Below are 24,548 nucleotides of genomic sequence, written 5' to 3'. Positions count from 1 at the left end.
GTCGTGACCATGACCTCCCCCGCGATGCTGCGCCGCCGCTACCAGGCGGACGCCGTGACCACCGCCTCCCCGAGCCGGCTCGTCGTGATGCTCTACGACCGGCTCGTCAAGGACCTGTATGCCGCGCACACGGCGATCGGCTCCGCCGACATCCCGGGCGCGCACAACGCCCTGCTCCACGCGCAGGAGATCGTCGCCGAGCTCACCGGCTCGCTCGACGTGGCCCGCTGGGAGGAGGCGCGCAGCCTCGCCTCCCTCTACGAGTACCTGTCGCACACCCTCGTGCGCGCCAACCTCGCGAAGTCGCAGTCCTACGTCATGGACTGCCTCGAGGTCGTCGAGCCGCTGCGCGACGCGTTCGCGACCGCCGCGCTGACCCCCGACGCGGAGCCGCTCGAGGGCGTCTCGTGAGCGCCGAGTCCTGGGCCCTGTCCTGGAGCCAGCCCTGGGACGCCGCGCTGGACCGCCTGCAGGAGGACCTCGACCGCGCCGAGGCGCAGCTGTCCGCCGAGTCGCCTGCTGCCGGGTGGCCGGACGGCGCCTGCCTGCCGGTCGTGCCCGACCGGGCCGGTCCGCTGCCGGAGCACCTGGGCGACCGGGCGCGCGGCCTGCTCGCGCGCACCGATGCGCTGGCGCACCGCGTGGCCGGCGAGCTGTCGCGCACCGGTCGCGAGCTGCGCCAGCTGACCGACCGCGCGCCCGAGCCCGGCGCGGCCGGCCGTCGCGGACGCCGACACCCGGCATACCTGGACACGAGGGCCTGATGTCCGACTTCGCCAGCCTCGGCCTGGGCGCTCGCGCGCTCCAGGCGGCCCAGCGCGGTCTCGACCTCAGCGGACAGAACATCAGCAACGTGAACACCGCCGGGTACTCGCGCCAGCGGCTCGACCAGGTCGCGCAGGGCTCCTCCGTCGTGCCCTCGATGTGGGCGGCGGGGCCGGTCACCGGCGACGGCGTCCTCGTCCGCGGCACCGAGCGGATCCGGGACGAGTTCCTCGAGGCCCGCGCCCAGGAGGTGCACGGCTCGCAGGCGCTCGCGGCGACTGCGCAGTCCACGCTCGGCGCCGTCGAGGGTGCGTTCGGCGAGCCGGGCAGCACCGGCCTGCAGTCGCAGCTGTCGGCGTTCTGGAACGCCTGGCACGACGTGGCCAACGACCCGACCAGCTCTGCGCCGCGCACGGCCCTGCTCGCCAAGGCCACCCAGCTGGCCGGCGCCTTCAACCGCGTGGCCGACGACCTCGACCAGCAGTGGACCGACGGCCGCGAGCAGCTGGTCGCCACCGTGTCCCAGGTCAACCAGGCCGCGGCCGACGTCGCCCGCCTCAACGACGCCATCCGCAGCGCCACCGCCTCGGGCGTGCCGGCGCACGAGCTGTCCGACCAGCGCGACCAGCTCGTCCTGCAGCTCGGCGAGTCGGTGGGTGCGGTCGGCCGCCTGGCCGAGGACGGCACCGTCACGGTGACGGTGGGCGGCACCGCGCTGGTGAGCGGGAACCGGGCGTCCGAGCTGACCGTCACAGGGCAGGCCACCCGCGCCGCCGGGGGAGGGGCCGGCGTCGCGTGGGCCGCCTCCGGGACCGCGGCGACCCTCGGTGGCGGCACCGCCCAGGGCCTGCTCACCGCCCTCACGACCACCCTCCCGACGTACGCCGGCGCCCTCGACGCCGTCGCCGCGTCGGTCGCCACGACCGTCAACTCCCAGCAGGCGGCCGGCTACGACCGCACCGGCACCACCGGCAGCCCGCTGTTCGGCGGCACCACCGCCGGCGCCCTCCGCGTGGCGATGGACGACCCCACGGGCGTCGCGGCGTCGTCCGCGCCGCCGCCGGCCTACGACGGCGGCAACGCCTCCGCCATGGCGGCCCACCTCGGCGACGCCACCGGCCCGGACGCGAGCTACCGCAGCCTCGTCGTGCAGCTCGGGGTCGAGTCCCAGAGCGCCTCGCGGCAGGCCGACGTGCAGGCCGTCGTGCTGCGCCAGGTCGACACCGCCCGGCAGGGCGTCTCCAGCGTCAGCCTCGACGAGGAGATGACCAACCTCATGAGCTACCAGCACGCGTATGCCGCGGCGGCCAGGTTCGTGACCGCCGTCGACGAGACGCTGAGCACCCTGATGACGATGGCGCGCTGACGCGCGCCACGCGCCCCGCACCACTCCCGACGACCACGCCGACCATCCCGGAGCGAGCACCATGACCCGCGTCACCCCCACCACCCTGAGCAGCGGTGTGATGGCCGGCCTGCAGAGCAGCCTGTCCCGGCTCCAGCAGACCCAGGAGCAGCTCTCGTCCGGGCGTCGCCTGAACCGCCCCTCCGACTCGCCCGTCGACACGGTCGCCGCGATGCAGCTGCGCGCCCAGCAGGGCCAGCAGGAGCAGCTGTCGCGCAACATCGACGACGGCCTGGCGTGGCTCAACACCGCGGACTCCGCCCTCAACCAGACGAGCAGCTCGCTCAACCGCGTGCGCCAGCTCCTCCTGGCCGGCAGCAACGCCACCAACGGGCCGGCCGAGCGCGAGGCGATGGCCGCCGAGGTCGACCAGCTGCGCGCCGGGATCCTCCAGCTCGCCAACTCCCAGTACGGCGGCCGCCCCGTCTTCGCCGGCACCCAGGACACCGCCGCGGCATACGACCCGGCCACCGGTGCCTACCTCGGCAACGGCGCGACCGTCGACCGCACGGTCTCCGACGACGCCGCCTCGGGGCGGGTCCCCGTCAGCGTGCCCGGCAGCGCCGCCTTCACGACCCTGCTGGCCGACCCGTCCGACCCCACCGGGGCGGGCGTCCTCGCCCGGGTCAGCGCCGCGCTGCGCAGCGGCGACACGACCTCGCTCGGCTCGGCGCTCGGCGACCTCGACACCGCGGGGGAGGCGCTGCGCTCGACCCAGAGCACCGTCGGTGCCCGCACGAACCGGCTCACCGCCGCGCAGTCCAGCGGTGCGCTGCGCGCCGACACGGTCACCAGCCGCCTGGCCGCCGTCGAGGACATCGACCTGGCCAAGACGATCACCGACCTCAGCCTCCAGCAGACGGCATACCAGGCGGCGCTCGGCGCCGCGGCCAAGGTGGTCCAGCCCTCGCTCATGGACTTCCTGCGCTGACGCTGCACCCCCCGCGCTGACCGCGCTCGTACGGGGCGCCAACCCCGCGACGGGACGTGGACAACGGCCTCAGCCGAACGGCTGAGTTCGACCGCGTTTGCCGTGGTTTGGTGCCGTGACTCCTCAGCGGCCGCCGGCTGGGGCCGATGGGGGCGCCAGGCCATGGATGGCCGGACGCCGCCAAGGACGGGTGGCACCCACGCCCCCACGGGTCCGTGGCACCACGGTGCGCCGGACCGCCATCCAGGAGTGCCATGACCGACCTCATCGGCGACCCGACGCTGCGCGCCCTCGGCCACGCGCTGAGCGGCCTGTCGCTGCGTCAGCGGACGATCGCCGACAACGTCGCCAACGTCGACACCCCGCAGTTCCTCGCGGGCCGGGTCGACTTCGAGTCCAGCCTGCTCGCCGCGATCTCCGACGGGGAGGACGCCGGTGACGCGCCCGTGGCCACCGAGCGCTCGATGGCCCCCACCCGGACCGACGGCAACAACGTCAACCTCGACGAGGAGACGCTGGCCGGCACCGAGACAGGCCTGGCCTACCAGCTCGGCGTGCAGGCGATGACCGACCACTTCGCGCGGCTGCGCATCGCCGCGGGCGGGGCCTCCTGATGGCGGGCCCCTTCGGCGCGATCGACACCGCCGGCACCGGCCTGGTGCTGCACCGCACCTGGCTCGACGCGGTCGCCGACAACATCGCCAACGTCAACATCGTCCGCCCGACGAGCGGCGAGGCGTTCCGCGCCCGGTACGTCGTCGCGGAGGCCGCGAACTACGGCGGCACGGACGGGGTGCGCGTGGCGGGCGCCGAGTTCGGCGACGCCCAGGGCCGGATGACCTACCAGCCCGACTCGCCCCTGGCCGACGCGCAGGGCTACGTGCGGCTGCCGGACATCGACCTCGCCGACCAGATGTCGCAGCTGATCATGGCCCAGCGCGGGTACCAGGCGAACCTGGCCGTCGTCGAGCGGGCCACCGCGGCATACCAGCAGGCGATCGGGCTGGGCCGCTGACGTGAGCATCTCCCCGATCTCCCCCCTCGCCGGGCTGTCCGCAGCCATGCCGCTCGCCGGTGCCGTGACCCCCGGTGCCATCGGCACCGCGCCGGCCGGCGCGGGCGCCGGCATCGCCGCCGGTGGCACCGACCCGGCCGCGTTCGGCAACGCCGTGACCCAGGGCCTGGAGAAGCTCCAGGCCATGCACTCGACCACCGACTCCCTCGCCGTGCAGGCGGTCACGGGCAACCTCGCCGACATCCACGACTACACGATCGCCGCCAACGAGGCCGCGGTCGCCACCCAGCTGACCGTCGCCGTCCGCAACAAGGCCGTCGACGCGTTCACCGAGATCATGCGGATGCCGATGTGAACCGCTTCGACCCCAAGGACCTCCTCGCCCGCGTCGGGCGGCTCTTCAGCGGCTTTACGCCGGGGCAGCGCGTCGTCACCGGCATCGCCGCCCTCGCCGTGGTCGTGGGCGCAGCCCTCTTCGTGTCGTGGGTGTCCAAGCCGACGTATGCGCCGCTGTTCACCGGGCTCTCGAGCACCGACGCCGCGGCCGTCACGGCCAAGCTCACCGAGGCCGGTGAGCCGTACCAGCTCGCCGACGGCGGGCAGACGGTCATGGTGCCGCAGGCCGACGTCTACCAGCAGCGGATCGACCTCGCCGGCCAGGGCCTGCCCGCCGGGACCGACGGCACCCAGGGCTACTCGCTGCTCGACAAGCAGAGCATGACCAGCAGCGACTTCCAGCAGAAGGTCACCTACCAGCGGGCGCTCGAGGGCGAGCTCGCCAAGACGGTCGAGTCGATCAACGGCGTCCAGGCCGCGGTCGTGCACCTCGCCGTCCCGCAGGACGACGTCTTCACCACCGACGCCGCCCAGCCGACCGGGTCGGTGCTGGTCAAGACCGCCCCTGGCGTGACGCTGTCGCCGACGATCGTCGACTCGGTCGTCCACCTCGTCTCCGGGTCCGTTCCGAAGCTGAGCCCGGAGCAGGTCACCGTGGCCGACGCGTCCGGCAAGGTGCTGCACGCCGCGGGAACCCCGGGCTCGGACACCGCGGGTGCCGACGCCCGCGACCAGCAGAAGCGCGCCTTCTCCGACGCCACCGCGGCCACGGTGCAGTCGATGCTCGACACCGTCGTCGGCCCGGGCAAGGCGGTCGTGCGCGTCGACGCCGACCTCAACTTCGACCAGCAGACCATCGACCGCGAGCAGTACGTCCCGTCCCAGCCGGCGACGCCGCTCAGCTCGTCCAAGACGACCGAGAAGTACACCGGCACCGGCACCCCGGTCGGCGGCGTCCTCGGCCCGACGGCGACCGCCGGCACCACCGGCGGCTCCGGCTCGAACTACACCAAGACCGAGGACAAGCTCACCAACGCCGTCGGCACGGTCAAGGAGAAGACCACGACCGCGCCCGGCCAGGTGCGCCGCATGTCGGTGGCAGTCATCGTCGACGCCAAGTCGGCGGGGTCGGTCAACTTCGCCGAGCTGTCGTCGCTCGTCTCGGCCGCTGCCGGCCTGGACCCCAAGCGCGGCGACGTCGTGCAGGTGAGCCAGATGGCCTTCGACACCACGGCTGCCGCGTCGGCGGCCAAGGAGCTCGAGCAGGCCGCCAAGGACCGCCAGCGCGCGCAGTACGTCGACATCGGCAAGACGGTCGGCCTCGGCGTCGTCCTGGTCCTCGCCCTGCTCATCGGGCTCAAGCGCTCGCGCCGCAAGCAGGGGCCGGCCGGGCCGCAGGAGATCGAGGTGTACCGCGTGCCGACCGGGCCCGCGCCGGTCGACGCCCTGCTCGAGCAGGCGGAGCTGCGCCCCGCCGCCCTGCCCAGCCGCGCCCCCGACAGCACCGCCGAGCTGCGCAGCCGCAGCCGGGAGACGGTGGCGACGATGGCGCGCGAGCGACCCGACGACGTGGCCCGCCTCCTGCGCGGCTGGATGGCGGAGGACCGGACGTGACCGTGACGACGACGGGTGGTCCGCAGACCATTCCCGGGATCCGCAAGGCCGCCGTGCTGCTCGTGCAGCTCGGCAAGGAGAGCTCGGCCCACGTGCTGCGGGCGCTGCGTCCCAGCGAGGTCGAGCTGCTCACGGCCGAGATCGCCCGGCTCGAGGGCACCGACCTCGAGACGCAGGACCACGTGCTCCAGGAGTTCGAGGCGATGGTCAGCGCCGAGCGCTACTACATCCAGGGCGGGCTCGACCTCGCCGAGGAGATGCTCGTCGAGTCCCTCGGCCGCGACCGCGCCAAAGAGGTGCTGGGCCGGCTGTCGGCGTCGCTGATGCAGGTGCCGTTCGAGTTCCTGCGCCGGGTGGAGCCGCGGCTGCTGCTGTCGTTCCTCCAGGACGAGCACCCCCAGACCATCGCCCTGGTGCTGGCGCACATGGCGTCCGACCAGGCCGCGGTGGTGCTGAGCGGGCTGCCCGAGGACATGCAGGCCGACGTCGCGCACCGCCTCGCCGTCATGGACCGCACGTCGCCGGAGATCGTCAAGCAGGTCGAGGCGCACCTCGAGCGCCGCCTCGCCAACCTCGTGCAGAGCGCCGACTACTCGGCCGTGGGTGGCCTGGCGCCGCTGGTCGGCATCATCAACAGCACCGAGCGGTCGACCGAGAAGCACATCCTCGAGGGCCTGGAGCAGCGCGACCCCGAGCTCGCCGAGGAGGTCCGCGCGCACATGTTCATGTTCGAGGACATCGTCGGCCTCGACGACCGCGCCGTGCAGGTCGTCCTGCGCCAGGTGGACAGCAAGCAGCTCGCGCTGGCGCTCAAGGGCGTCAGCAACGACGTGCGCGACAAGGTCATGCGCAACATGTCCGAGCGCGCGGCCTCGGCCCTGCGCGAGGAGATCGAGGTCATGGGACCGGTCCGGCTGCGCCACGTCGAGGAGGCGCAGGCCGTCGTCATCCGCCTCATCCGGTCCCTGGAGGAGGCGGGCGACATCGTCGTCTCGCGCGGCGGGGGTGGTGACGATGTCGTCGTCTGAGTCGCGGCGCGCCACGGTCCTGCCCCGGGCCGGGCACGGCGCCCTGCGTCCCGCCCGCTTCCTCGGCGAGCAGCTCGCCACCCCGGGCGCCGTCCCGGCCGGCGACGCGTCCGGAGCCACCAGCGCGTGGGCGGACGGCCACGCCGCCGGGTATGCCGCGGGGCTGCTCGAGGCGCGCCGGGAGCAGGAGCTGTGGCTCGAGGCCGCGACGGCCCGCGCGGAGGCCGAGAGCGCCGCCCGCGGGCACAGCTGGGACGTCGTCCTGTCCGGTCTGCGCGAGGCGGTGGCCGGTGCCCGGGCGCAGGCGACGGTCGACGACGTGACCGGGACCGCCGCGGCCATGGCCGTGGAGCTCGCCGAGGTGCTCGTCGGCCACCACCTCCGGGTGGGGGAGTGCAGCGCGCTCGACGCCGTCACCCGTGCCCTGGCGGAGGTGCCGCGCGGGTCCGTCGTGACCCTGCGCGTGCACCCCGACGACCTGCCGCTCCTGCCGCAGGACACCGCCGCCCTCTCCGCCGACTGCACCCTGGCCGTCGTGCCCGACGCCGCCGTCGGTCGGGGCGGGGCCGTCGCCGACCTCGGCGACCGGACCGTCGACGCGCGCCTGGAGGCCGCGCTCGAGCGGGTCCGCGAGGTGCTGGCCCGGTGACCGCTGTGCTCGAGGAGCTCGTCCGGGCGGCCCGCCCGCTCGTGGTCGGCCGCGTCACACGCGCGGTCGGCGTGAGCCTCGACGTCGCCGGGCTCGACGTCGCGGTCGGCGAGGCCGTGCGCGTCGCCGGCGACCAGGGCCCGATCCTCGCCGAGGTCGTCGCCCTCGACGGCGACACGGCCCGCTGCCTGCCCGTGTCGGACCTGCGCGGCGTGCGCCGTGGTGCCGAGGTCGTCGCCACCGGGGGCCCGCTGCGGGTGCCGGTCGGGCCCGGGCTCGTCGGCCGCGTGGTCGACGCCCTGGGTGCGCCGATCGACGGCGGCCCGCCGCTGCGCGACGTCACGTGGGAGACCAGTGACGGCACGCCCCCGCCGGCCATGACCCGCGACCGCATCGACACCCAGCTCGCCCTCGGCATCCGGGCCATCGACACCCTCGTGCCGTGCGGCCGCGGCCAGCGCATGGGCGTCTTCGCCGGCTCCGGCGTGGGCAAGTCGAGCCTGCTGTCGATGGTCGTGCGCGGCACCGACGCCCCGGTCTGCGTGCTCGCCCTGGTCGGCGAGCGCGGCCGCGAGGTGCGCGAGTTCGTCGAGCACGACCTCGGGCCCGAGGGCCTCGCCCGGTCGGTCGTCGTCGTGGCGACCTCGGACGAGCCGGCCCTCGTGCGGCTGCACGCGGCATACACCGCCACCCGGATCGCGGAGTCGTTCCGCGACCAGGGGCAGGACGTCCTGCTGGCCATGGACAGCGTCACGCGCGTGGCCATGGCGCAGCGCGAGGTGGGGCTCGCCGCCGGCGAGCCGCCCGCCACGCGCGGGTACCCGCCGTCGGTCTTCGGGCTGCTGCCCCGCCTGCTGGAGCGGGCGGGCACGTCGCACGCAGGCAGCATCACCGGCCTCTACACCGTGCTGGTCGAGGGCGACGACATGAACGACCCGATCGCCGACGCCGTCCGCTCGATCCTCGACGGGCACGTCGTGCTCGACCGGCGGCTCGCGACGTCCGGCCACTTCCCCTGCATCGACGTGCTCGAGTCGGTGTCGCGCGCCAACCGGTCGCTGACCGACGCCCACCAGCGCGAGTCCGCCTCGATGCTGCGCCAGCTGCTGGCCGCCCGGCGCGACGCCAAGGACCTCGTGGAGATCGGCGCGTACGTCGCCGGCACCAACCCGCTCGTCGACCGCGCGCTGGCGCAGGCCGGTGACATCGACCGGTTCCTGCGCCAGGACCTCGACGACGTCGCCGACCTCGCCGAGAGCTGGTCCGGGCTGCACGGCCTGGCAGGTGCGCGGTGAGCGCCCGCGGCAACCGCCTGTCCGTCGTGCTGCGCGTGCGCCGGATCCAGGAGGAGCTGCGCCAGGCCGACCTCGCCCGCGCCGTGGCCGCCGCGGTCGTGGCCGAGGAGGAGAGCCGGGCGGCGCACCAGCGTTACCTCGCCTCGGCCGGCCTCCCCGACCCCAGTGCTGCCACGGCGTTCGGGGCCGCCAGGGAGCGGGCCGGCGGCCGCGCCCGCCACGTCGCGCAGGCCGGCGCGCGGTACGAGCTCGCGCTCGGCGACACCGAGCGCGCGCGGGTCCTGCTCACCGAGGCCCGCACCCGCACCTCCGGCCTCGAGCGGCTCGTCGACCGGGCCCGCGAGCTCGCGCACCGCGAGGTGCTCGCGGCCGACCAGCGCCAGGCCGACGAGAGCGCGTCCCGGGACGGGGGTGCGTGGCTGTGAGCATCGACGTCAGCGGGCCCGCGGCCGCCCTGGCCCGGATCGGGGCCATCCAGAGCCGGTTCGCCGCCATGGCCGCTCCCGCGGCCGCGTCGACCTCGTCCTCGTCGGGGGCGACCTCGGCTGCCGGCGCCTCGTCGGCGAGCGGCTCCCTCTCGGCGATCCCCGGGGCGGACGCGACCGGCACCTCCTTCGACGCCGTCCTCGGAGACGCCCTCACCCGGGCGGGCGCCACGGCCGGTGCCGCGGTCGACGAGGCACCGGGTGACGGCGACGTCGGCGCGCGTGCCGTCGCCGCCGGGCGCAGGTACCTCGGCGTGCCCTACGTGTGGGGCGGCACCGACCCGGCGAAGGGCCTCGACTGCTCCGGACTGGTGCAGCGCGCCTTCGCCGACGTGGGCGTCCGGCTCCCGCGGGTCGCCGCCGACCAGGCCAGGGTGGGCACCGCCGTCCCCGACCTCGCGCACGCACGCCCGGGTGACCTCGTCGCCTTCGGGAGCCCGGTCGACCACATCGGCATCTACGTCGGCGACGGCAAGATGCTCGTCGCCCCGCGCGCCGGCAAGGACGTCATGGTCCAGGACGTCTACCGGACCCCGACCGCCATCCGCCGGGTCTGCGAGCCCGCGGGACCCGTCGTGCGCACGTATGCCGGGAGCCCGGCGACCCTGTCGGCCACCTCCGCCGCGCAGGGTGCGGCGGGGTCGACCGGCGGTGTTCCGTCGTGGGTGCCGGCGCAGTGGCGCCCGCTCTTCGCGACGGCCGCGGCCCGGCACGGGGTGCCGGCCGCGCTGCTGGCGTCGGTGGCCCGGGCGGAGAGCGGCTTCGACCCCGGTGCCGTCAGCCCGGCCGGGGCGGTCGGCCTCATGCAGCTCATGCCCTCGACCGCGCGCGGGCTCGGTGTCGACCCGCGCGACCCGGCCCAGGCCGTCGACGGTGCCGCCCGCCTCCTGTCGAGCCACCTGCGCCGGTTCGGGTCCACGTCCCTGGCGCTGGCGGCCTACAACGCCGGGCCCGGAGCCGTGGAGCGGTATGCCGGGGTGCCGCCGTACCGGGAGACGCAGCAGTACGTCCAGCGGGTGCTCGGGTACGCGGGGGTGGCCGCATGACCGCCGTCGCGCCCCGTCCCGCCGTCGCCTCGTCCACGTCCGCCGCCACGGCCCCCGCCGCGGCGGCGCGACCGGCCGACCGTTCCGACGGGACGGGCGGGCGCGACTTCGAGGCCGTGCTCCGCGGGCACGGTGGGAAGGACGCGGTCACGCCCCGGCCGCGCCCGCAGGACCGGGACGCGCATGCCCCGGCCCCGAGGCACTCGTCGCCCGACCACGCCGACCGGACGGACGGGTCGTCGTCGACGGCCGTCGCTGCCCTGGCCGACGGGGCACGCCCGGCTCCCGACCCGGCAGGCCCGGCTCCCGACCCGGCACGCCCGCGATCCGACCCGGCGGCAGGCCCGTCGGTCGGCCCGGCGGCAGAGGGCACCGGCGCTCCCGTCGTTCCGTCCGGCGCCCCGGCGTCCCCGATGACCCCCGTCACCCCCTCGCCGACCACCGGAGTGTCCGTCACCGCTGACGCCACGGCCACCGGTGGGACGCCTCGCGCGGCGACGGTCCCGACCTCCGCCACGTCCACCCCGGATGTGCCCGACGCCACTGCCGCCCCGGTGGTGGCGGGCGCCACGCCGACGGGCGCCCAGGGCGTCGCGGCCGCCCACGGCCCCGACGCACGGACCCCTTCGGCCCTCACCGGGGGCACGGTCCCCGGTGACGCCTCCGCCGGTTCCGCAGCACCCGCGGACCGAACTGACGGCCCGGACGGTGCCTCACGAGCGGTCGGCGTGGTGGCTGCGGCCACCGCGTCCGCGGACACCGCGACCGGGCAGGTCCGGGCCGCGGACCGGAGCGCTCCCACGGTCGACCCCGGCCCCACGCCGACTGCGACAGCCGGCACCGTGGACGGGGCGCCGGCATACGCCCTCACACCGACCGGCGCACCGCACGGCGGCACCGGCGCACCCATGGTGACGACCGCCGACGCGCGGCTCGCGCAGCCGGCGCTGCCGCCGCAGGCCCAGGTGCTGAACGCCGTCTCCCCGCTCCTCACCACCGCGGACGGCACGCACCGGCTCACGGTGCACCTCGCGCCGGCCCACCTCGGGTCGGTCCAGGTGCACCTCGAGGTCCGGGGTGGCGAGGTCACCGTGCGGCTCACCGCCGTCGACCCCGCGACCGGCGACGCGCTGCGGCAGGGGACGCCCGAGCTGCGGTCGCACCTGGAGCGGATCGGGTTGCGGTCAGCGGGAATCGACGTCCAGGTCGCGCCCGGTGCCCCCACCGGCGACCCCGCTGCGGGCGGTGCCGCGACAGCCGACCGCGGCCCCCGCGACCAGGACCAGCGAAACCCCGGCCCGTGGGCGGGCCCCGACGGGACCGGCGCCGGTGACACCGCGCGCGACGGCGCGTGGCAGCGCCACGGCCGCCCCCTAGAGGGCTGGACCCCGCGAGCCGACGGCCCCCGAACGACCCGGCACACCCCCGGCGCCTCCGACCAGCTCGACCCGCACCGACCCCGACCCCGCGACGTCCGCGTCGACGTCAGAATGTGAGGCCCTCGTGACGACCCCCATCGGCACGTACGACGCCACGGCCGCCGCGCAGGCAGCCGCGGCGACCGAGTCCGCCGCGGCGACCGCCGCAGGGCAGGGCACCTCCGGCAGCACCGGGCCCACCCTGTCCGGCGACGCCTTCCTCAAGCTGCTCGTCGCGCAGCTGAAGTACCAGGACCCGAGCAAGCCGGTCGACAGCGCGCAGTTCATGGCGCAGACCGCCCAGCTCCAGATGGTCGAGACCCTGCACGAGCTGGTCTCGCAGAACGCCGCCGTCATCGCCGGCCAGAACAGCCTCAGCGCCCTCGCCCTCGTCGGCCAGCGCGTCACCTACTCCGTCGGCGGGACCACCGCCGCCGGCACCGTCGACTCGGTCAAGCTCACCCCCGGCGGGCCGACCCTGCTCGTGGGCGGCACGGAGGTGCCGCTCGCGTCGGTCACCGAGGTCGCCCGCACCACCCCCACCGGCACCTCGACCGGCACCACGCCCACCGGCACCACGCCCACCGGCACCGCCTCCTCCGGCTCCACCCCTTCCGGCTCCACCTCGACCGGGGCCACCACGGCCTCCACCGCAAAGGACTGACTGACCATGCTCCGTTCGCTCTTCTCGGCCGTGTCCGGCCTGCGCGCCCACCAGACGATGATGGACGTCATCGGCAACAACATCGCCAACGTCAACACCACGGGCTACAAGTCCTCCCAGACCGTCTTCGAGGACACCCTGAGCCAGGCGCTGCGCACCGCGGGCGCCCCGCAGGGCACCGGCGGCGGCACCAACCCCGCCCAGGTCGGCCTCGGCGTCCGGCTCGCCGGCGTCACCACCAACTTCGGCCAGGGCAGCACCCAGGTCACCGGCCGCCAGAGCGACATGGCGATCCAGGGAGACGGCTTCTTCGTCGTCCAGCAGGACGGCCAGACCATGTACACCCGCGCCGGCGCCTTCTCGTTCGACGCGCTGGGCAACCTCGTCACCCCCGAGGGCGCGACCGTGCAGGGCTGGGGCGCCACCAAGGGCGCCATCGACACCAACGCGCCGGTCGGCGGCCTGCGCCTGCCGGTCGGCCAGGTCCTCGCGCCGACCGCCACCCGCACGGTCGACCTCGGCGGCAACCTGCCGGCCGACGCGGCCACCGGCGCCACGGTGACGCACAGCATCGACATCGTCGACGAGCAGGGCGCCACGATCCCGGCCACGACGACGTACACGAAGACCGGCACCAACACCTGGTCCGCCGTCACCACCGTCCCCAAGCCCGGTGGCGGCACCGCCACCGTCGGCACCACGTCGCTGACCTGGGACCCGGCGGCGAAGTCGTTCACGACCGCCTCGATGGCGCTGACGAGCGGCGCGCTCACCGCTGCCGGCTACCGCTTCGCGTCCGACGTCACGCTCACCATCGGCGGTGACAGCACCCCGCTCACGCAGTTCTCCGGCTCCGCGAGCGCCACCGCGCGCAACCAGGACGGCTCGACGATGGGCAGCCTGCAGAGCTTCACGATGGACAGCACGGGCGTCCTGGTCGGCATCTTCTCCAACGGCCGCACCGAGAAGCTCGGCCAGGTCGCGCTCGCCAGCTTCACCAACCCGGCCGGCCTGGAGAAGGCGGGCGACTCGCTCTACCGCGGCACGGCGAACTCCGGTGCGCCCTCGGTCGGCACCGCCGGCAGCGGTGGTCGCGGCGCGCTGGCCAGCGGCGTGCTCGAGATGAGCAACGTCGACCTGGCCCAGGAGTTCACCAACCTGATCGTGGCGCAGCGCGGGTTCCAGGCGAACTCGCGCGTCGTGAGCGCCTCCGACGAGATCCTGCAGGACCTCGTCAACCTCAAGCGCTGACCGGTCGATCCGGGCAGACGGGCCGCCACGGGCGGTGGTGCGGAGTCCTCCGCGCCACCGCCCGTGTGCGTTGTCGGCGCACGTCGCCGACCGTGCCTCCTGCGGCCGGCACGTCCCCGAGGACCGTGTCCCCGGGGTTCGCGTCCCCGGGCTCCGCGTCCTCAGGTATGCCGGGTGCCTGCCGATAGGAGGGGTGCGCGCCACGGATGGTCGCGCTGAGAAGGACCAAGGACGGACCCGCCATGATCGCTGTCACGCGCCGTAACGGCACCTGCTTCGCACTCAACCCAGACCTCATCGAACGCGTCGAGGCCACGCCCGACACCGTGATCACGCTAGTGGGTGGTGCCCGCTACGTGGTGGTGGAGTCGGTCGACGAGGTCGTCCGCGAGGTGCGCGACTTCCGCGCCTCCGTCCTCGCGGCCGCGGAGCACGTGCACGCCGGACCGGGTTCGCGCCCGGGGCTGCACGTCGTGCAGGACGGCGACCGCTGACATGGAGCTGGCCACCCTCGCCGGGATCGTCGTCGTCCTCGGTGCGGTCTTCACGTCGCTGGTCATGGAGGGCGCCTCGCCCACCTCGATCCTCCTGCTGCCGCCGATCGTGCTCGTCATCGTCGGCACCCTGGGTGCAGCCGTCGCGGGCGGGTTCATGTCCGACGTCAAGGTCGTCGGCAAGCAGGTCGCGCGGGCGTTCACCGCCAAGGCGCCGCAGAGCGACGCCGCCGTCGCCGACCTCGTCTCCATGGCGGACACCGCCCGCCGCGAGGGGCTGCTCGCCCTCGAGGAGCGGCTGCGCGGGATCGAGGACCCGTTCCTGCGCCAGGGCATCGAGATGACCGTCGACGGCACCGACGCCGACGAGATCCACGACGTCCTGCACGCCCGGATCTCCTCCAAGAAGCGCCAGGACCGCCTGGGCATCAAGTTCTTCGCCGACATGGGCGGCTACGCCCCGACCATCGGCATCATCGGCACCGTCATCGGCCTCATCCACGTGCTCGGCAACCTGTCGTCGCCGGAGACATTGGGCGAGCTCATCGCCAGCGCGTTCGTCGCGACCCTCTGGGGCGTCATGAGCGCCAACGCGATCTGGCTGCCCCTGTCGAACAAGCTCAAGCGGCTCAGCGAGGTCGAGTGCGCCCACCTCGAGCTGCTGCTCGAGGGCGTGCTGGCCGTGCAGTCGGGTACCAGCCCGCGGGTCGTCGAGAAGCGGCTCCTCGCCGTCCTGTCCGCGGACGTCGACGCGCCGGCGGCGACGGAGGCGGCGTGAGCGCCGCGCGGTCCGGTGGCGCCCGGGCCGGCGCCGGCCGGCGCCGGGTCGTGGAGGAGGACCACGAGGAGGGCCACGAGAACAGCGAGCGCTGGCTGCTCAGCTACGCCGACATGATCACCCTGCTCATGGCGCTGTTCATCGTGCTCTTCGCCATCAGCCAGGTCGACCAGGCCAAGCTCATCGCCCTGTCCAACGGCCTCGACCAGTACTTCGGCGAGCCGGCCAGCAAGACCAGCTCGACCGGCATCCTCGACGGCAGCCCGCAGGCCGCGGTCGACGGGCACGCCGCGACCCCGAACCCGTCGGCCACCGGCGACCCGATCATCCCGCGGCCGGGCGGGTCGACCGCCCAGGCGGCGGCCCAGGCCGCTGCGCAGGCCGCGGGCCGGGCGCAGGCCGCGAGGCAGCGCGAGGACCTCGCCGCCGTGCAGCGCCGGATCGAGGCGTCGCTGGCGTCGAGGGGCCTGTCCGGCGCGGTGCAGTTCGAGCAGCGCGACCACGGCCTGGTCGTCAACGTCGTCACCGACCGGGTGCTCTTCGAGCTCGGCGAGGCGACCCTGCGACCCGAGGGCCGCAAGGTCCTCGACGCCGTCGCGCCGGCCCTGCGCGGCCTCCCCAACGCGCTCACCGTCGAGGGCCACACCGACAACGTCCCGGTCAGCGGCCGCTTCGCCTCCAACTGGGAGCTGTCGACCGAGCGGGCCACGACCGTGCTCCGGTACCTGCTCACGCGCGGCGTCCCGAGTGCGCAGGTGTCCGCCGCCGGGTATGCCGACCAGCGCCCCCTGTCGTCGAACGCCACCGCGGCCGGCCGCGCCCGCAACCGCCGGGTGGCGATCGTGGTGCACGCGCTCGACACGTCCGGCTCGGCCGCGCAGGCCGCCTCCGCCATCCCCACACCAGGAGACTGACATGGCAACCGCCACTGCCGCGCCCGCCGTCGAGGCAGGCGCCGAACCCGCCCCGCGCCGCAGGCGCACGCTCCTCATCGCCGTCCTCCTGGTCGTCCTGCTCGGCGGCGGGGGCGCGGCATACCTCCTCACCAAGGGCTCGGGGCACGCCGCGGCGGCCACCCCGACCCCCGGCGCGGTCCTCGACCTCGAGCCGCTCACCCTCAACCTCGCCGACGGGAGGTTCCTCAAGGTCGGGCTGTCGCTGCAGCTGTCGGCGGATGCGCCCGCCGCGAAGGGCAGCGAGGGCGGGGTCAACGGTGCCAAGGCGCGCGACGCGGCCATCGGCATCTTCGGCCAGCGGAACTACCAGCAGCTGCTGTCGCCCAAGGGCAGGGCGGCAGCGATCTCGGCGCTCGACACGGAGGTGCGCAAGCGCTACGACGGGGAGGTGCTGCAGGTCTACCTGACCGAGTTCGTCATGCAGTAGACCCGCGGTGCCGACGGTCCGCGGCGGGTAGTCCGTTCGGCCAGTCTGCCCGCGTTTGCCCACGGAAGCCTCAGGACGCCTCCGGGGGTGCCGATCTGTGGCCTCGTGACCGCCGCGCCCGTCTCCTACGACTTCCGCAGCCCCGGACGTCTCAGCCGTGAGCGTGTGCGGGCCCTGCAGGTGACGAGCGAGACCTTCGCGCGCCAGCTGTCGACCGTGCTGTCGACGACCCTGCGTGCGGTCGTCTACGCACGGGTCGTCGCCGTGCGCCAGGTGACGTACGACGAGTACGTGCGCGGGCTGCCCAACCCCTCGCTGCTGGCCGTCCTGGGCTTCCGCGACCTGCCCGGGTCGGGGGTCTTCCAGCTCCCGATGGGCGTCGTCATGAGCGTCATCGACCGCCTGCTCGGTGGTGCCGGTGGCCGCGAGCAGCCCAGCCGCGCCCTGAGCGACATCGAGACCGGCCTCATCCGCGGGGTCGTCGTCCAGGTCGCCCGCGAGCTCACCTACGCCTTCGAGTCCATCGCCCCCGTGCACGCCGAGGTGACCGGCCTGGAGTCGAACACGCAGTTCCTCCAGCTGGCCCCGCCCGCCGACCCGATGGTGGCCACCGAGGTCGAGCTGCGCATCGGCGACCAGGTCGCCACCGCCACCATGTGCCTGGCCCTCGCCACGCTCAAGCCCGTCCTCGCCGCCGTCGACCCGAGCGCGTCGGCGGGGGCTGCCGGTCCCCGCGACGCCGCCGCGCGCACCGTCGAGTCCCGCCTGCAGGAGGTGGAGGTCGACGTCCGCGTCGCCTTCCGCGAGGTCACGCTCACCTCCTCGGAGGTGTTCTCCCTGGCGGTGGGCGACGTCGTCCCCCTGCACCACCCGGTCGAGGAGCCGCTCGTCGTGGCCGTCGACGACACCCGCGTCGCCGCCGCCCGCCCGGGCAGCTCCGGCAAGCGCATCGCCTGCCAGGTGGTCGCGCCCTGATCCCGCGGGCCCAGCCCCACCCCTGCGGGCCCCTGCCCGCCACTGCTCCGCCAGCGCCACACCCCGCTCCTGCCCCGCCCGCCAGCCCCGCCCCCGCCGTCGCACCGCACCGAAGGAAAGCCCATGACCCTCACCGAGCCCCAGGTCGACGCCGCCCTCCTCACCGCCACGGCGCTCGTCGCCGAGCGGCTCGGCGGCCGCCCGGGCGCCACCGCGAGCGCCCTGGGCCCGGCGCAGTGGCCGGTGCTGCAGGCCACCGGCCTCGCGCCGGCGCTGGTGGCGACCGTGGAGGGCGTGTGGGAGGGCCAGGTGGCCGTCCTCGCGCCCCGCGAGCGCGCCGGGGACCTGCAGACCGCCCTCACCGCGGGCATCTCCTCGATGGCCCTCGAGCTCGGCCCGCTGGTCCCGTCCGCGACGCACGAGGTCGAGGTGGGCGAGGTCGTGCCGGCCGGTGCGGGCGTACGGGTCGCCGCGGTGCTCGACGGTGACGTCGTCGTGGCCGCGCTCGTGCTGACGCCCCGGGCCGCCCAGGCTGCTGCCCTCCCGCCGCTCTCCGCCTCCTCGCCCGTCGCCGACATCGACCCCCGCCGCCTGCACCTGCTGCGTGACGTCGAGATGGGCATCAGCGTCGAGCTCGGCCGCACCCGCATGACCGTGCAGGACGTGCTCGGCCTGGCGCCCGGTGTGGTGCTCGAGCTCGACCGCCCGGCCGGTGCGCCCGTCGACGTCCTCGTCAACGGCACCCTCATGGCGCGCGGCGAGGTCGTCGTCGTGGACGAGGAGTTCGCCGTGCGCGTCACCGAGGTGGTCGGCCCGGAGACCGACGCCCGCCTGCGCGCATGAGTGACGGGTCCACCCTCCTCGCGGTCCTGCGCCTGCTGGTCTCGCTGGGCGCCGTCCTGACCCTCGTGGTCTGGGTCGCCAGGTATGCCGCCAAGCGCGGCGTCGGTGGCGCGCGCACCCCTCGCGGGGGTGTCAGCGTCGACGTGCTGTCACGGCGGTCCCTCGGCCGCACCTCCTCGGTGCAGGTCGTGCAGGTCGGCCGCCGGACCATGGTGCTCGGCGTGACCGAGCACGGCGTCTCCGTGCTGGGCGAGCTCGGCGACGAGGACCTCGTCGTGCCGGAGCCCGTCGCGTCCCGGCCGCAGGTCGAGGTGCCCGGGCGGCACGCGTTCGACGAGCTGCTCGCAGCGCACGCCCAGGCTGCGAGTGGCCCCCTCCCGGTCGTTCCGGCTGCGGCGCCGGCTGTCCTGCCTCGCGCCCACGGGGTGGCGTCCCGCATACCGGTGCCGGAGGGCTGGCCGTGGTCGGCCGCGTCGTTCGTCCTGCGGACCCTGCAGGCCCGTCGTGGCTGACGGGTCCAAGCTGGTCCGGCGTGGCCTCGCCGTGGCGGCCCTCGCCCTCGGCGGCGTCCTGGCCTGCGCCACTGCGGCGTCCGCCGCTCCGGCACCGACCACGGCGGTTGCCGTGACGCTGCCGGCACTCCCGTCGACGACGGCGTTCCGTCCGGTGTCCGCGGTGGCGGCCCCCACACCGCCGACTCCCTCACCGTCGCCGTCAGGCACCGTGTCGGTGAAGGTCGACCCCAACCTCGGCAAGCCGAGCCAGGCGGTCAACGTCATCCTGCTGCTCACCGTGCTGTCGGTGGCGCCCGCCCTGCTCGTGCTGTGCACGTCCTTCACCAAGATCATCGTCGTGCTGTCCCTGACACGGAACGCGTTGGGCACCACCACGATCCCGCCGAACCAGGTCCTCGCCGGCCTCGCGCTCTTCCTCAGCCTGTTCATCATGTCGCCGGTCCTGTCGGCCATCAACGACGCCGGCGTGCAGCCGTACCTCAAGGGCGAGCTCACCCAGTCGCAGGCCTACGACGCGGGCGTCAAGCCGCTGCACGACTTCATGATGAAGCAGACCCGACCGGCCGAGCTGGCCACGATGGTCAAGCTCAGCAAGGAGGAGGCGCCCGCCACCCCGGCCGACGTGCCGATGACGACGCTGGTCCCGGCCTTCGTGCTGTCGGAGCTGAAGTCGGCCTTCATCATCGGCTTCGTCGTCTTCGTGCCGTTCCTCGTCATCGACGTCGTGGTCTCGTCGGCGCTGATGTCGATGGGCATGATGATGCTGCCGCCCGCGCTGATCTCGCTGCCCTTCAAGCTGCTGCTGTTCGTCATGGTCAGCGGCTGGAGCATGATCGCCACCGCCCTCGTCCAGAGCTACCACTGAGGGCGCCATGACCGACTCCGACGTCGTCCACATCGGCCTGCAGGCCATGCTCCTCAGCGCCAAGCTCGGCTTCCCGATCCTGTTGGTGGCCCTCGGGATCGGCTTCGCCGTGTCCCTGGTGCAGGCCGTCACCCAGGTGCAGGAGATGACCCTCAGCTTCGTCCCCAAGCTGATCGGCGTGGCCCTCGTCCTGCTCGTCTCCGGCCACTGGATGCTGCAGGAGACGGTCGGGTTCACCCGCGACATGTTCGCCCTGCTGCCCCAGCTGCTCGACTGATGGAGGCGCTCGTCGGCGGCGACACCCTCGGCGTCGTCCTCATGGCCACGGTCCGGCTGTCGGCCTTCTTCGCGATCGCCCCGCCGTTCTCCAGCCGCGCCGTCCCCGCCCGGGTCAAGGCCGCCCTGTCCTTCGCGGTCGCGCTGCTGGTCGCCCCTCGGCTCAGGGGCCAGGGGCCCACCCTGGACCTCACCGGCCTCCTGGGCGGCGCGGCATACCAGGTGCTCGTGGGGGCGACGATGGGCTTCGTCGTCTACCTCGCGTTCAGCGCCGTGCAGGCGGCGGGCGAGCTCGTGGACCTCGCGAGCGGGTTCACCCTGAGCAGCCTCTACGACCCGATGACGAACGTGTCCAGCAGCATGTTCGGCCGGGTCCAGGCGCTGCTCGCGACCACGCTGCTGTTCGCCTCCGGAGGTCACCTGCTGCTGGTGCGCGGCCTGGTCACGAGCTTCCGGACCGCGCCGCTGCGGCCGATGGCGCTCGGCGACGTGGGCCGGCTCGTGACCGACGGGCTCGGCCGCTTCCTCACCGCCGCGCTGGAGATCGCCGCGCCCGTCATGGTGGTGCTGTTCCTCGCCGAGCTCGCCCTGGGCCTGGTCAGCCGGGCCGTCCCGACGCTCAACATCTTCGCCGTCGGCTTCCCCGTGAAGATCCTGCTCGCGGTCTCGCTCAGCGGTGTCGCCTTCGCGCTGCTGCCCGGTGCCGTGAGCCGGCTCGTCGGCCAGGCGGCCCAGGACGTCGGCGCGGTCGCCCGGATGCTGGGGACCAGTTGAGCGACAAGTCCCAGCGGACCGAGAAGCCCACCGCCCAGCGGCTGCGCAAGGCGCGTCGGGACGGGCAGGTCCCGCGCACCCAGGAGCTCGGCGCGTGGCTGTCCGTGCTGGCGTTCACCGTCGTGGTGCCGCACCTCGTCCGCGGGCTGGTCGACCGGTTCGGCCGCACCATGGCCGACCTGCAGAAGGTCATCGTCCACCCGGACACCGCCGTCGCCATGCAGGTCGGGCACGACGCCGCGACCGGCGCGCTGGCCGTCCTGGCGCCGCTGCTCGCCACCATGGTCGTCGTGGCCGTCGTGGCGAATGCCGCGCAGGGCGGGATCCGCGTGTACCCGGGCAAGTTCAAGCCGAAGTTCGAGACGCTGAACCCGGCCAAGGGTCTGAAGAACCTCGTCGGCGCGCACGCGGCGTGGACCTTCGCCAAGACCCTCATCAAGCTCGTGGTGTTCGGCTGGGTCGCCTACGGCGCGGTGCTCGGCATCACCGACCGGGTGACGGGGGCGGGGCAGTGGTCACTCGGTGCGTCCGCCGCCGCGGCCACCGAGTCGGCGCTGTCGGTGCTGCGGACCATCGCGGTGGTCGGGATCGTCCTCGCCGCCGCCGACTACGTCATGGAGCGGCGCCGGGTCGGGTCGTCGCTGAAGATGAGCCGCGAGGACGTCAAGCGCGAGAACCGGATGTCCGAGGGCGACCCACTGCTCAAGGGCCTCCTGCGCGGCAAGCAGCGCGAGCTGAGCCGCAACCGGATGCTCGCCGACCTCGGTGCCGCCGACGTCGTCATGGTGAACCCGACCCACGTCGCCGTCGCGCTGGCATACGAACCGGGGCGCGGTGCGCCACGCGTGGTCGCCAAGGGCGCCGGCCTCGTCGCCGCCCGCATCCGCGAGGAGGCGGCGCAGAAGCGGCTCCCGCTCGTCGAGGACGTGCCGCTCACGCGGATGCTCTACCGCAGCTGCGCGCTCGGCCAGGAGATCCCGGCCGAGCTGTACGACGCGGTGGCCGGCGTCTTCGTCTTCCTCATGGGCCTGCGCCACCGCGGCCTCACCTCCGGCTTCCACCGCAACCCGGGAGCGCACGGGCGGCGAGAGCTCGCCGATCCCGGCCGCCACACCTCAGGAGGGCGCCGTGTGCGCCGATAGGACCGATGTCATGACACCTGCCACCCCGTCGGCCGCCCCCCTGACACGGACCGCGCGATGACCGGCAACCGGATCGGCCAGATCGGCATCCCCGCGGCGATCGTCGGCATCGTCGTGATGATGGTGGTGCCGCTGCCGAGCGTGCTGCTCGACCTGCTGCTCGCGGTCAACCTGACCGGCTCGGTGCTCATCCTGCTCGTCGCGCTGCGGGTGCAGAAGCCGCTCGACTTCGCCGTCTTCCCCTCGCTGCTGCTCGTCGCCACGCTGTTCCGGCTCGCGCTCAACGTCAGCGCGGCCCGGCTGGTGCTGCTCGACGGCTTCGCGGGCAAGGTGATCGACGCGTTCGGCCACTTCGTCGTCGGCGGCTCGATCGTCGTCGGCCTGGTCATCTTCGTCATCCTCATCGTCATCCAGTTCGTCGTCATCACCAACGGTGCCGGGCGCGTGGCCGAGGTGGCCGCCCGCTTCACCCTCGACGCGATGCCCGGCAAGCAGATGGCGATCGACGCCGACCTCAACTCGGGCCTCATCGACGAGGACGAGGCGCGTCGCCGCCGCGCCGAGGTCTCGTCCGAGGCCGACTTCTACGGCGCGATGGACGGTGCGTCCAAGTTCGTCAAGGGCGATGCGATCGCGGCCATCGTCATCACGCTGGTCAACCTCGTCGGCGGACTCGTGATCGGCGTCGTGCAGAACCACATGCCGTTCTCCGAGGCGATCACCCGGTACAGCCTGCTGTCCGTCGGCGACGGCCTGGTCTCGCAGATCCCCGCGCTGCTCATGTCGATGTCGACCGGCCTCATCGTCACCCGGGCCACGACCGAGCGGGACATGGGCAGCGACCTGCTGCACCAGTTCGGCCAGCAGCGCCAGGCCGTGCAGCTCGCCGGTGCGGCGGTCATGGGTCTCGCGCTCGTGCCGGGACTGCCGAAGCTGCCGTTCCTGCTCGTCGGCGGCGCGGCCCTGCTCATCGCCCGGCAGCTGCCGAAGCCCGAGGACAAGGCGGCAGCGGCCACCGCTGCAGCTGCGACGGCACCCACCCCGTCGCCGGACAGCCCCGAGGCGATCGCGCACGACATCCGGGTCGAGCCCATCGAGCTCGAGCTGGCCTACGACCTCATCGGCCTCGTCGACGCCAGCGCAGGGGGCGACCTGCTCGACCGCGTGCGCGCCCTGCGGCGCAAGCTCGCCCACGAGCTCGGCATCCTCATCCCGCTCGTGCGCACCCGCGACAACGTCGACCTCCCGCGGCACACGTATGCCATCCGCATCCACGGCGTGGAGGTCGCCCGTGGCGAGGCCCCGCCCGGGATGGTGCTCGCCATCGGCGACCGGATCGGGCAGCTCGAGGGCACGCCCACCCGAGAGCCGGTGTTCGGCCTCGACGCCAAGTGGGTGCCGATCCACCAGCGCGGCCGGGCCGAGCAGGTCGACGCCACCGTGGTCGACCGGTCCTCCGTCGTGACGACCCACCTGGCCGAGATGGTCCGGCAGAACGCCGCCGACCTGCTCGGGCGCGAGGACGTCAAGCTGCTCGTGGAGACCGTCCGGGCGACCCACCCGGCGGTCATCGACGAGCTCACCCCGACACCGCTCGCGCTCGGCGAGGTGCAGCGCTGCCTGCAGTCGCTGCTCGCGGAGGGCGTCTGCATCCGCGACCTCGTCCGCATCTTCGAGGCGATGTCGCTGCGCGCGCGTGCGTCGACCGACCCGGACGCGCTGGTGGAGGCCGTGCGCGGCGCCCTGGGTCCCGCGATCGCCGCGTCGCACGCCGTGAACGGGGAGCTGCACGTGCTCACCTTCGAGCCCCAGCTCGAGCAGCGGCTGCTCGAGTCGCTGCGTGCGGGCGAGGGCGGAGGCCAGTTGCTCCTCGACCCGTGGTTCGCCGAGCGGCTCGCGACCGAGGCGCTGCGGGTGTCGCAGGTCGCCGAGGAGCGGGGTGTCCTGCCGGTCCTCGTCTGCGCCCAGCCGTTGCGCCGCGCCGTGCGCCGCCTCGTCGAGCCCGGCGCGCCGCAGCTCGCCGTGCTCGCGTACCCCGAGCTCGGCGGCAACCTGCGGCTGACCCCTGCCGGGGTCGTCGACCTCGCCGAGACCGTGACGGCGGCCTGACGTGACGACGACTGCCGCACCCGGTACGCCCGCCCGCCCCGCCGCCGGGCCTGCCAGTCGGCCCGCCCCCGCCGCTGTCTCGGCACCTGCGGCGGCGACTGCCGCGTCGCAGGCGGGGTCCCGCCCGTCCGGCTTCCGGGCCGCGGTCGTCCTCGCCGTGCTCCTCACCGGCCCCGCCGTCTACCTCGTCGCCAGGGGCGAGCTCTCCGCCCACGACGCCCTCGTGCGGTTCGGCTGCGCGTGGGCGTTCGCCACCGGTGGCGTCGCGCTCGTGCTGTCCACCGTGGGTGGTGGGTCCGCCGGCGTGGACGGCACGTCGGCCGACCTCTCAGCCCCGTCAGCCGGTGACCCCGCCGCCGACTCGGCACACGACCCGGCATACGACCCGGCACACGACCCGGCACAGGCCGAGCCGGCACGCGTCGACGACACAGCCGGGACACCGGCCGGCTGAGTCCCCTGGTCGCGCGGCGCCCGCCGTCCGCGGAGCGC

29 protein-coding genes are annotated in these 24,548 nt (G+C 74.4%); all 29 read left to right on the top strand.

The window, feature by feature from the left end; all coding sequences use genetic code 11:
- Window positions 1–9 precede the first annotated feature (9 nt).
- The 29 genes from fliS to J2X64_RS06600 all read left to right on the top strand — a co-directional run bounded on the left by fliS (window position 10) and on the right by J2X64_RS06600 (window position 24,510).
- A complete protein-coding gene (gene fliS / locus J2X64_RS06740; protein WP_310151395.1) occupies window positions 10–411 on the top strand; it encodes a flagellar export chaperone FliS in 402 nt (133 codons plus the stop codon).
- A complete protein-coding gene (locus J2X64_RS06735; protein WP_310151392.1) occupies window positions 408–764 on the top strand; it encodes a hypothetical protein in 357 nt (118 codons plus the stop codon). Before fliS ends, J2X64_RS06735 begins: the two co-directional genes overlap by 4 nt.
- The gene (gene flgK / locus J2X64_RS06730; protein ID WP_310151389.1) at window positions 764–2,131 is read left to right on the top strand and encodes a flagellar hook-associated protein FlgK; all 1,368 of its coding nucleotides are present in this window, start codon (window positions 764–766) and stop codon (window positions 2,129–2,131) included. Before J2X64_RS06735 ends, flgK begins: the two co-directional genes overlap by 1 nt.
- Window positions 2,132–2,192: 61 nt before the next feature.
- Window positions 2,193–3,101 (top strand): flagellar hook-associated protein FlgL, encoded by a 909-nt coding sequence (flgL, locus tag J2X64_RS06725; RefSeq protein ID WP_310151387.1) that lies wholly within the window; start codon window positions 2,193–2,195, stop codon window positions 3,099–3,101.
- A gap of 254 nt (window positions 3,102–3,355) precedes the next feature.
- Window positions 3,356–3,715: a flagellar basal body protein gene (locus tag J2X64_RS06720; protein ID WP_310151384.1), complete on the top strand. Its 360-nt coding sequence runs from the start codon at window positions 3,356–3,358 to the stop codon at window positions 3,713–3,715.
- Window positions 3,715–4,116, top strand: coding sequence for a flagellar basal body rod C-terminal domain-containing protein (locus J2X64_RS06715; protein ID WP_310151381.1), 402 nt, complete (start codon window positions 3,715–3,717; stop codon window positions 4,114–4,116). Before J2X64_RS06720 ends, J2X64_RS06715 begins: the two co-directional genes overlap by 1 nt.
- 1 nt (window position 4,117) lies before the next feature.
- Entirely contained in the window at window positions 4,118–4,471 is a 354-nt protein-coding gene (locus J2X64_RS06710) for a flagellar hook-basal body complex protein FliE (protein ID WP_310151378.1), read from the top strand.
- Complete coding sequence (fliF, locus tag J2X64_RS06705; RefSeq protein ID WP_310151375.1) at window positions 4,468–6,066, top strand: flagellar basal-body MS-ring/collar protein FliF; 1,599 nt, start codon at window positions 4,468–4,470, stop codon at window positions 6,064–6,066. Before J2X64_RS06710 ends, fliF begins: the two co-directional genes overlap by 4 nt.
- Window positions 6,063–7,094, top strand: a complete 1,032-nt coding sequence (gene fliG / locus J2X64_RS06700) for a flagellar motor switch protein FliG (RefSeq protein WP_310151372.1) — start codon at window positions 6,063–6,065, stop codon at window positions 7,092–7,094. Before fliF ends, fliG begins: the two co-directional genes overlap by 4 nt.
- Complete coding sequence (locus J2X64_RS06695; protein WP_310151370.1) at window positions 7,081–7,743, top strand: FliH/SctL family protein; 663 nt, start codon at window positions 7,081–7,083, stop codon at window positions 7,741–7,743. The genes fliG and J2X64_RS06695 overlap by 14 nt, the downstream gene beginning before the upstream one ends.
- Window positions 7,740–9,038, top strand: a complete 1,299-nt coding sequence (locus J2X64_RS06690; RefSeq protein WP_310151367.1) for a FliI/YscN family ATPase — start codon at window positions 7,740–7,742, stop codon at window positions 9,036–9,038. The genes J2X64_RS06695 and J2X64_RS06690 overlap by 4 nt, the downstream gene beginning before the upstream one ends.
- A complete protein-coding gene (locus tag J2X64_RS06685) occupies window positions 9,035–9,463 on the top strand; it encodes a hypothetical protein (RefSeq protein WP_310151363.1) in 429 nt (142 codons plus the stop codon). The genes J2X64_RS06690 and J2X64_RS06685 overlap by 4 nt, the downstream gene beginning before the upstream one ends.
- A complete protein-coding gene (locus tag J2X64_RS06680; protein ID WP_310151360.1) occupies window positions 9,454–10,569 on the top strand; it encodes a transglycosylase SLT domain-containing protein in 1,116 nt (371 codons plus the stop codon). Before J2X64_RS06685 ends, J2X64_RS06680 begins: the two co-directional genes overlap by 10 nt.
- Before the next feature lie 413 nt (window positions 10,570–10,982).
- The gene (locus J2X64_RS06675) at window positions 10,983–12,065 is read left to right on the top strand and encodes a flagellar hook-length control protein FliK (protein WP_310151357.1); all 1,083 of its coding nucleotides are present in this window, start codon (window positions 10,983–10,985) and stop codon (window positions 12,063–12,065) included.
- Between the two features lie 7 nt (window positions 12,066–12,072).
- Window positions 12,073–12,651, top strand: a complete 579-nt coding sequence (locus J2X64_RS06670) for a flagellar hook capping FlgD N-terminal domain-containing protein (protein ID WP_310151354.1) — start codon at window positions 12,073–12,075, stop codon at window positions 12,649–12,651.
- Between the two features lie 6 nt (window positions 12,652–12,657).
- Window positions 12,658–13,902: a flagellar hook protein FlgE gene (locus tag J2X64_RS06665; RefSeq protein ID WP_310151352.1), complete on the top strand. Its 1,245-nt coding sequence runs from the start codon at window positions 12,658–12,660 to the stop codon at window positions 13,900–13,902.
- A gap of 242 nt (window positions 13,903–14,144) precedes the next feature.
- Entirely contained in the window at window positions 14,145–14,396 is a 252-nt protein-coding gene (locus J2X64_RS06660; protein ID WP_310151350.1) for a flagellar FlbD family protein, read from the top strand.
- Window position 14,397: 1 nt separating this feature from the next.
- The gene (locus tag J2X64_RS06655; RefSeq protein WP_310151347.1) at window positions 14,398–15,174 is read left to right on the top strand and encodes a MotA/TolQ/ExbB proton channel family protein; all 777 of its coding nucleotides are present in this window, start codon (window positions 14,398–14,400) and stop codon (window positions 15,172–15,174) included.
- Window positions 15,171–16,088 carry a flagellar motor protein MotB gene (locus tag J2X64_RS06650; RefSeq protein ID WP_310151344.1) on the top strand — a complete coding sequence of 306 codons (918 nt, stop codon included), beginning with the start codon at window positions 15,171–15,173 and terminating at the stop codon, window positions 16,086–16,088. The genes J2X64_RS06655 and J2X64_RS06650 overlap by 4 nt, the downstream gene beginning before the upstream one ends.
- A 1-nt stretch (window position 16,089) precedes the next feature.
- The gene (fliL, locus tag J2X64_RS06645) at window positions 16,090–16,557 is read left to right on the top strand and encodes a flagellar basal body-associated FliL family protein (RefSeq protein WP_310151341.1); all 468 of its coding nucleotides are present in this window, start codon (window positions 16,090–16,092) and stop codon (window positions 16,555–16,557) included.
- A gap of 105 nt (window positions 16,558–16,662) precedes the next feature.
- Entirely contained in the window at window positions 16,663–17,532 is an 870-nt protein-coding gene (locus J2X64_RS06640) for a flagellar motor switch protein FliM (RefSeq protein WP_310151338.1), read from the top strand.
- 123 nt (window positions 17,533–17,655) lie between these two features.
- The gene (fliN, locus tag J2X64_RS06635; RefSeq protein WP_310151335.1) at window positions 17,656–18,375 is read left to right on the top strand and encodes a flagellar motor switch protein FliN; all 720 of its coding nucleotides are present in this window, start codon (window positions 17,656–17,658) and stop codon (window positions 18,373–18,375) included.
- Window positions 18,372–18,887 (top strand): flagellar biosynthetic protein FliO, encoded by a 516-nt coding sequence (locus J2X64_RS06630; protein WP_310151331.1) that lies wholly within the window; start codon window positions 18,372–18,374, stop codon window positions 18,885–18,887. The genes fliN and J2X64_RS06630 overlap by 4 nt, the downstream gene beginning before the upstream one ends.
- Window positions 18,880–19,755, top strand: a complete 876-nt coding sequence (fliP, locus tag J2X64_RS06625; RefSeq protein WP_310151328.1) for a flagellar type III secretion system pore protein FliP — start codon at window positions 18,880–18,882, stop codon at window positions 19,753–19,755. Before J2X64_RS06630 ends, fliP begins: the two co-directional genes overlap by 8 nt.
- Window positions 19,756–19,762: 7 nt before the next feature.
- Window positions 19,763–20,032, top strand: coding sequence for a flagellar biosynthetic protein FliQ (locus tag J2X64_RS06620; RefSeq protein WP_310151325.1), 270 nt, complete (start codon window positions 19,763–19,765; stop codon window positions 20,030–20,032).
- Window positions 20,032–20,805 (top strand): flagellar biosynthetic protein FliR, encoded by a 774-nt coding sequence (locus tag J2X64_RS06615; RefSeq protein ID WP_310151322.1) that lies wholly within the window; start codon window positions 20,032–20,034, stop codon window positions 20,803–20,805. The genes J2X64_RS06620 and J2X64_RS06615 overlap by 1 nt, the downstream gene beginning before the upstream one ends.
- Entirely contained in the window at window positions 20,802–21,947 is a 1,146-nt protein-coding gene (locus J2X64_RS06610; RefSeq protein WP_310151319.1) for an EscU/YscU/HrcU family type III secretion system export apparatus switch protein, read from the top strand. Before J2X64_RS06615 ends, J2X64_RS06610 begins: the two co-directional genes overlap by 4 nt.
- Window positions 21,948–22,004: 57 nt before the next feature.
- Window positions 22,005–24,056, top strand: coding sequence for a flagellar biosynthesis protein FlhA (gene flhA, locus J2X64_RS06605; protein ID WP_310151315.1), 2,052 nt, complete (start codon window positions 22,005–22,007; stop codon window positions 24,054–24,056).
- A 1-nt stretch (window position 24,057) separates the two neighbouring features.
- Window positions 24,058–24,510 (top strand): hypothetical protein, encoded by a 453-nt coding sequence (locus J2X64_RS06600; protein WP_310151312.1) that lies wholly within the window; start codon window positions 24,058–24,060, stop codon window positions 24,508–24,510.
- The last annotated feature ends 38 nt before the right edge of the window (window positions 24,511–24,548 follow it).

Source organism: Phycicoccus sp. 3266 (assembly GCF_031456495.1).
GTDB lineage: Bacteria > Actinomycetota > Actinomycetes > Actinomycetales > Dermatophilaceae > Pedococcus.
This window is presented reverse-complemented; position numbering and strand designations above follow the sequence as displayed.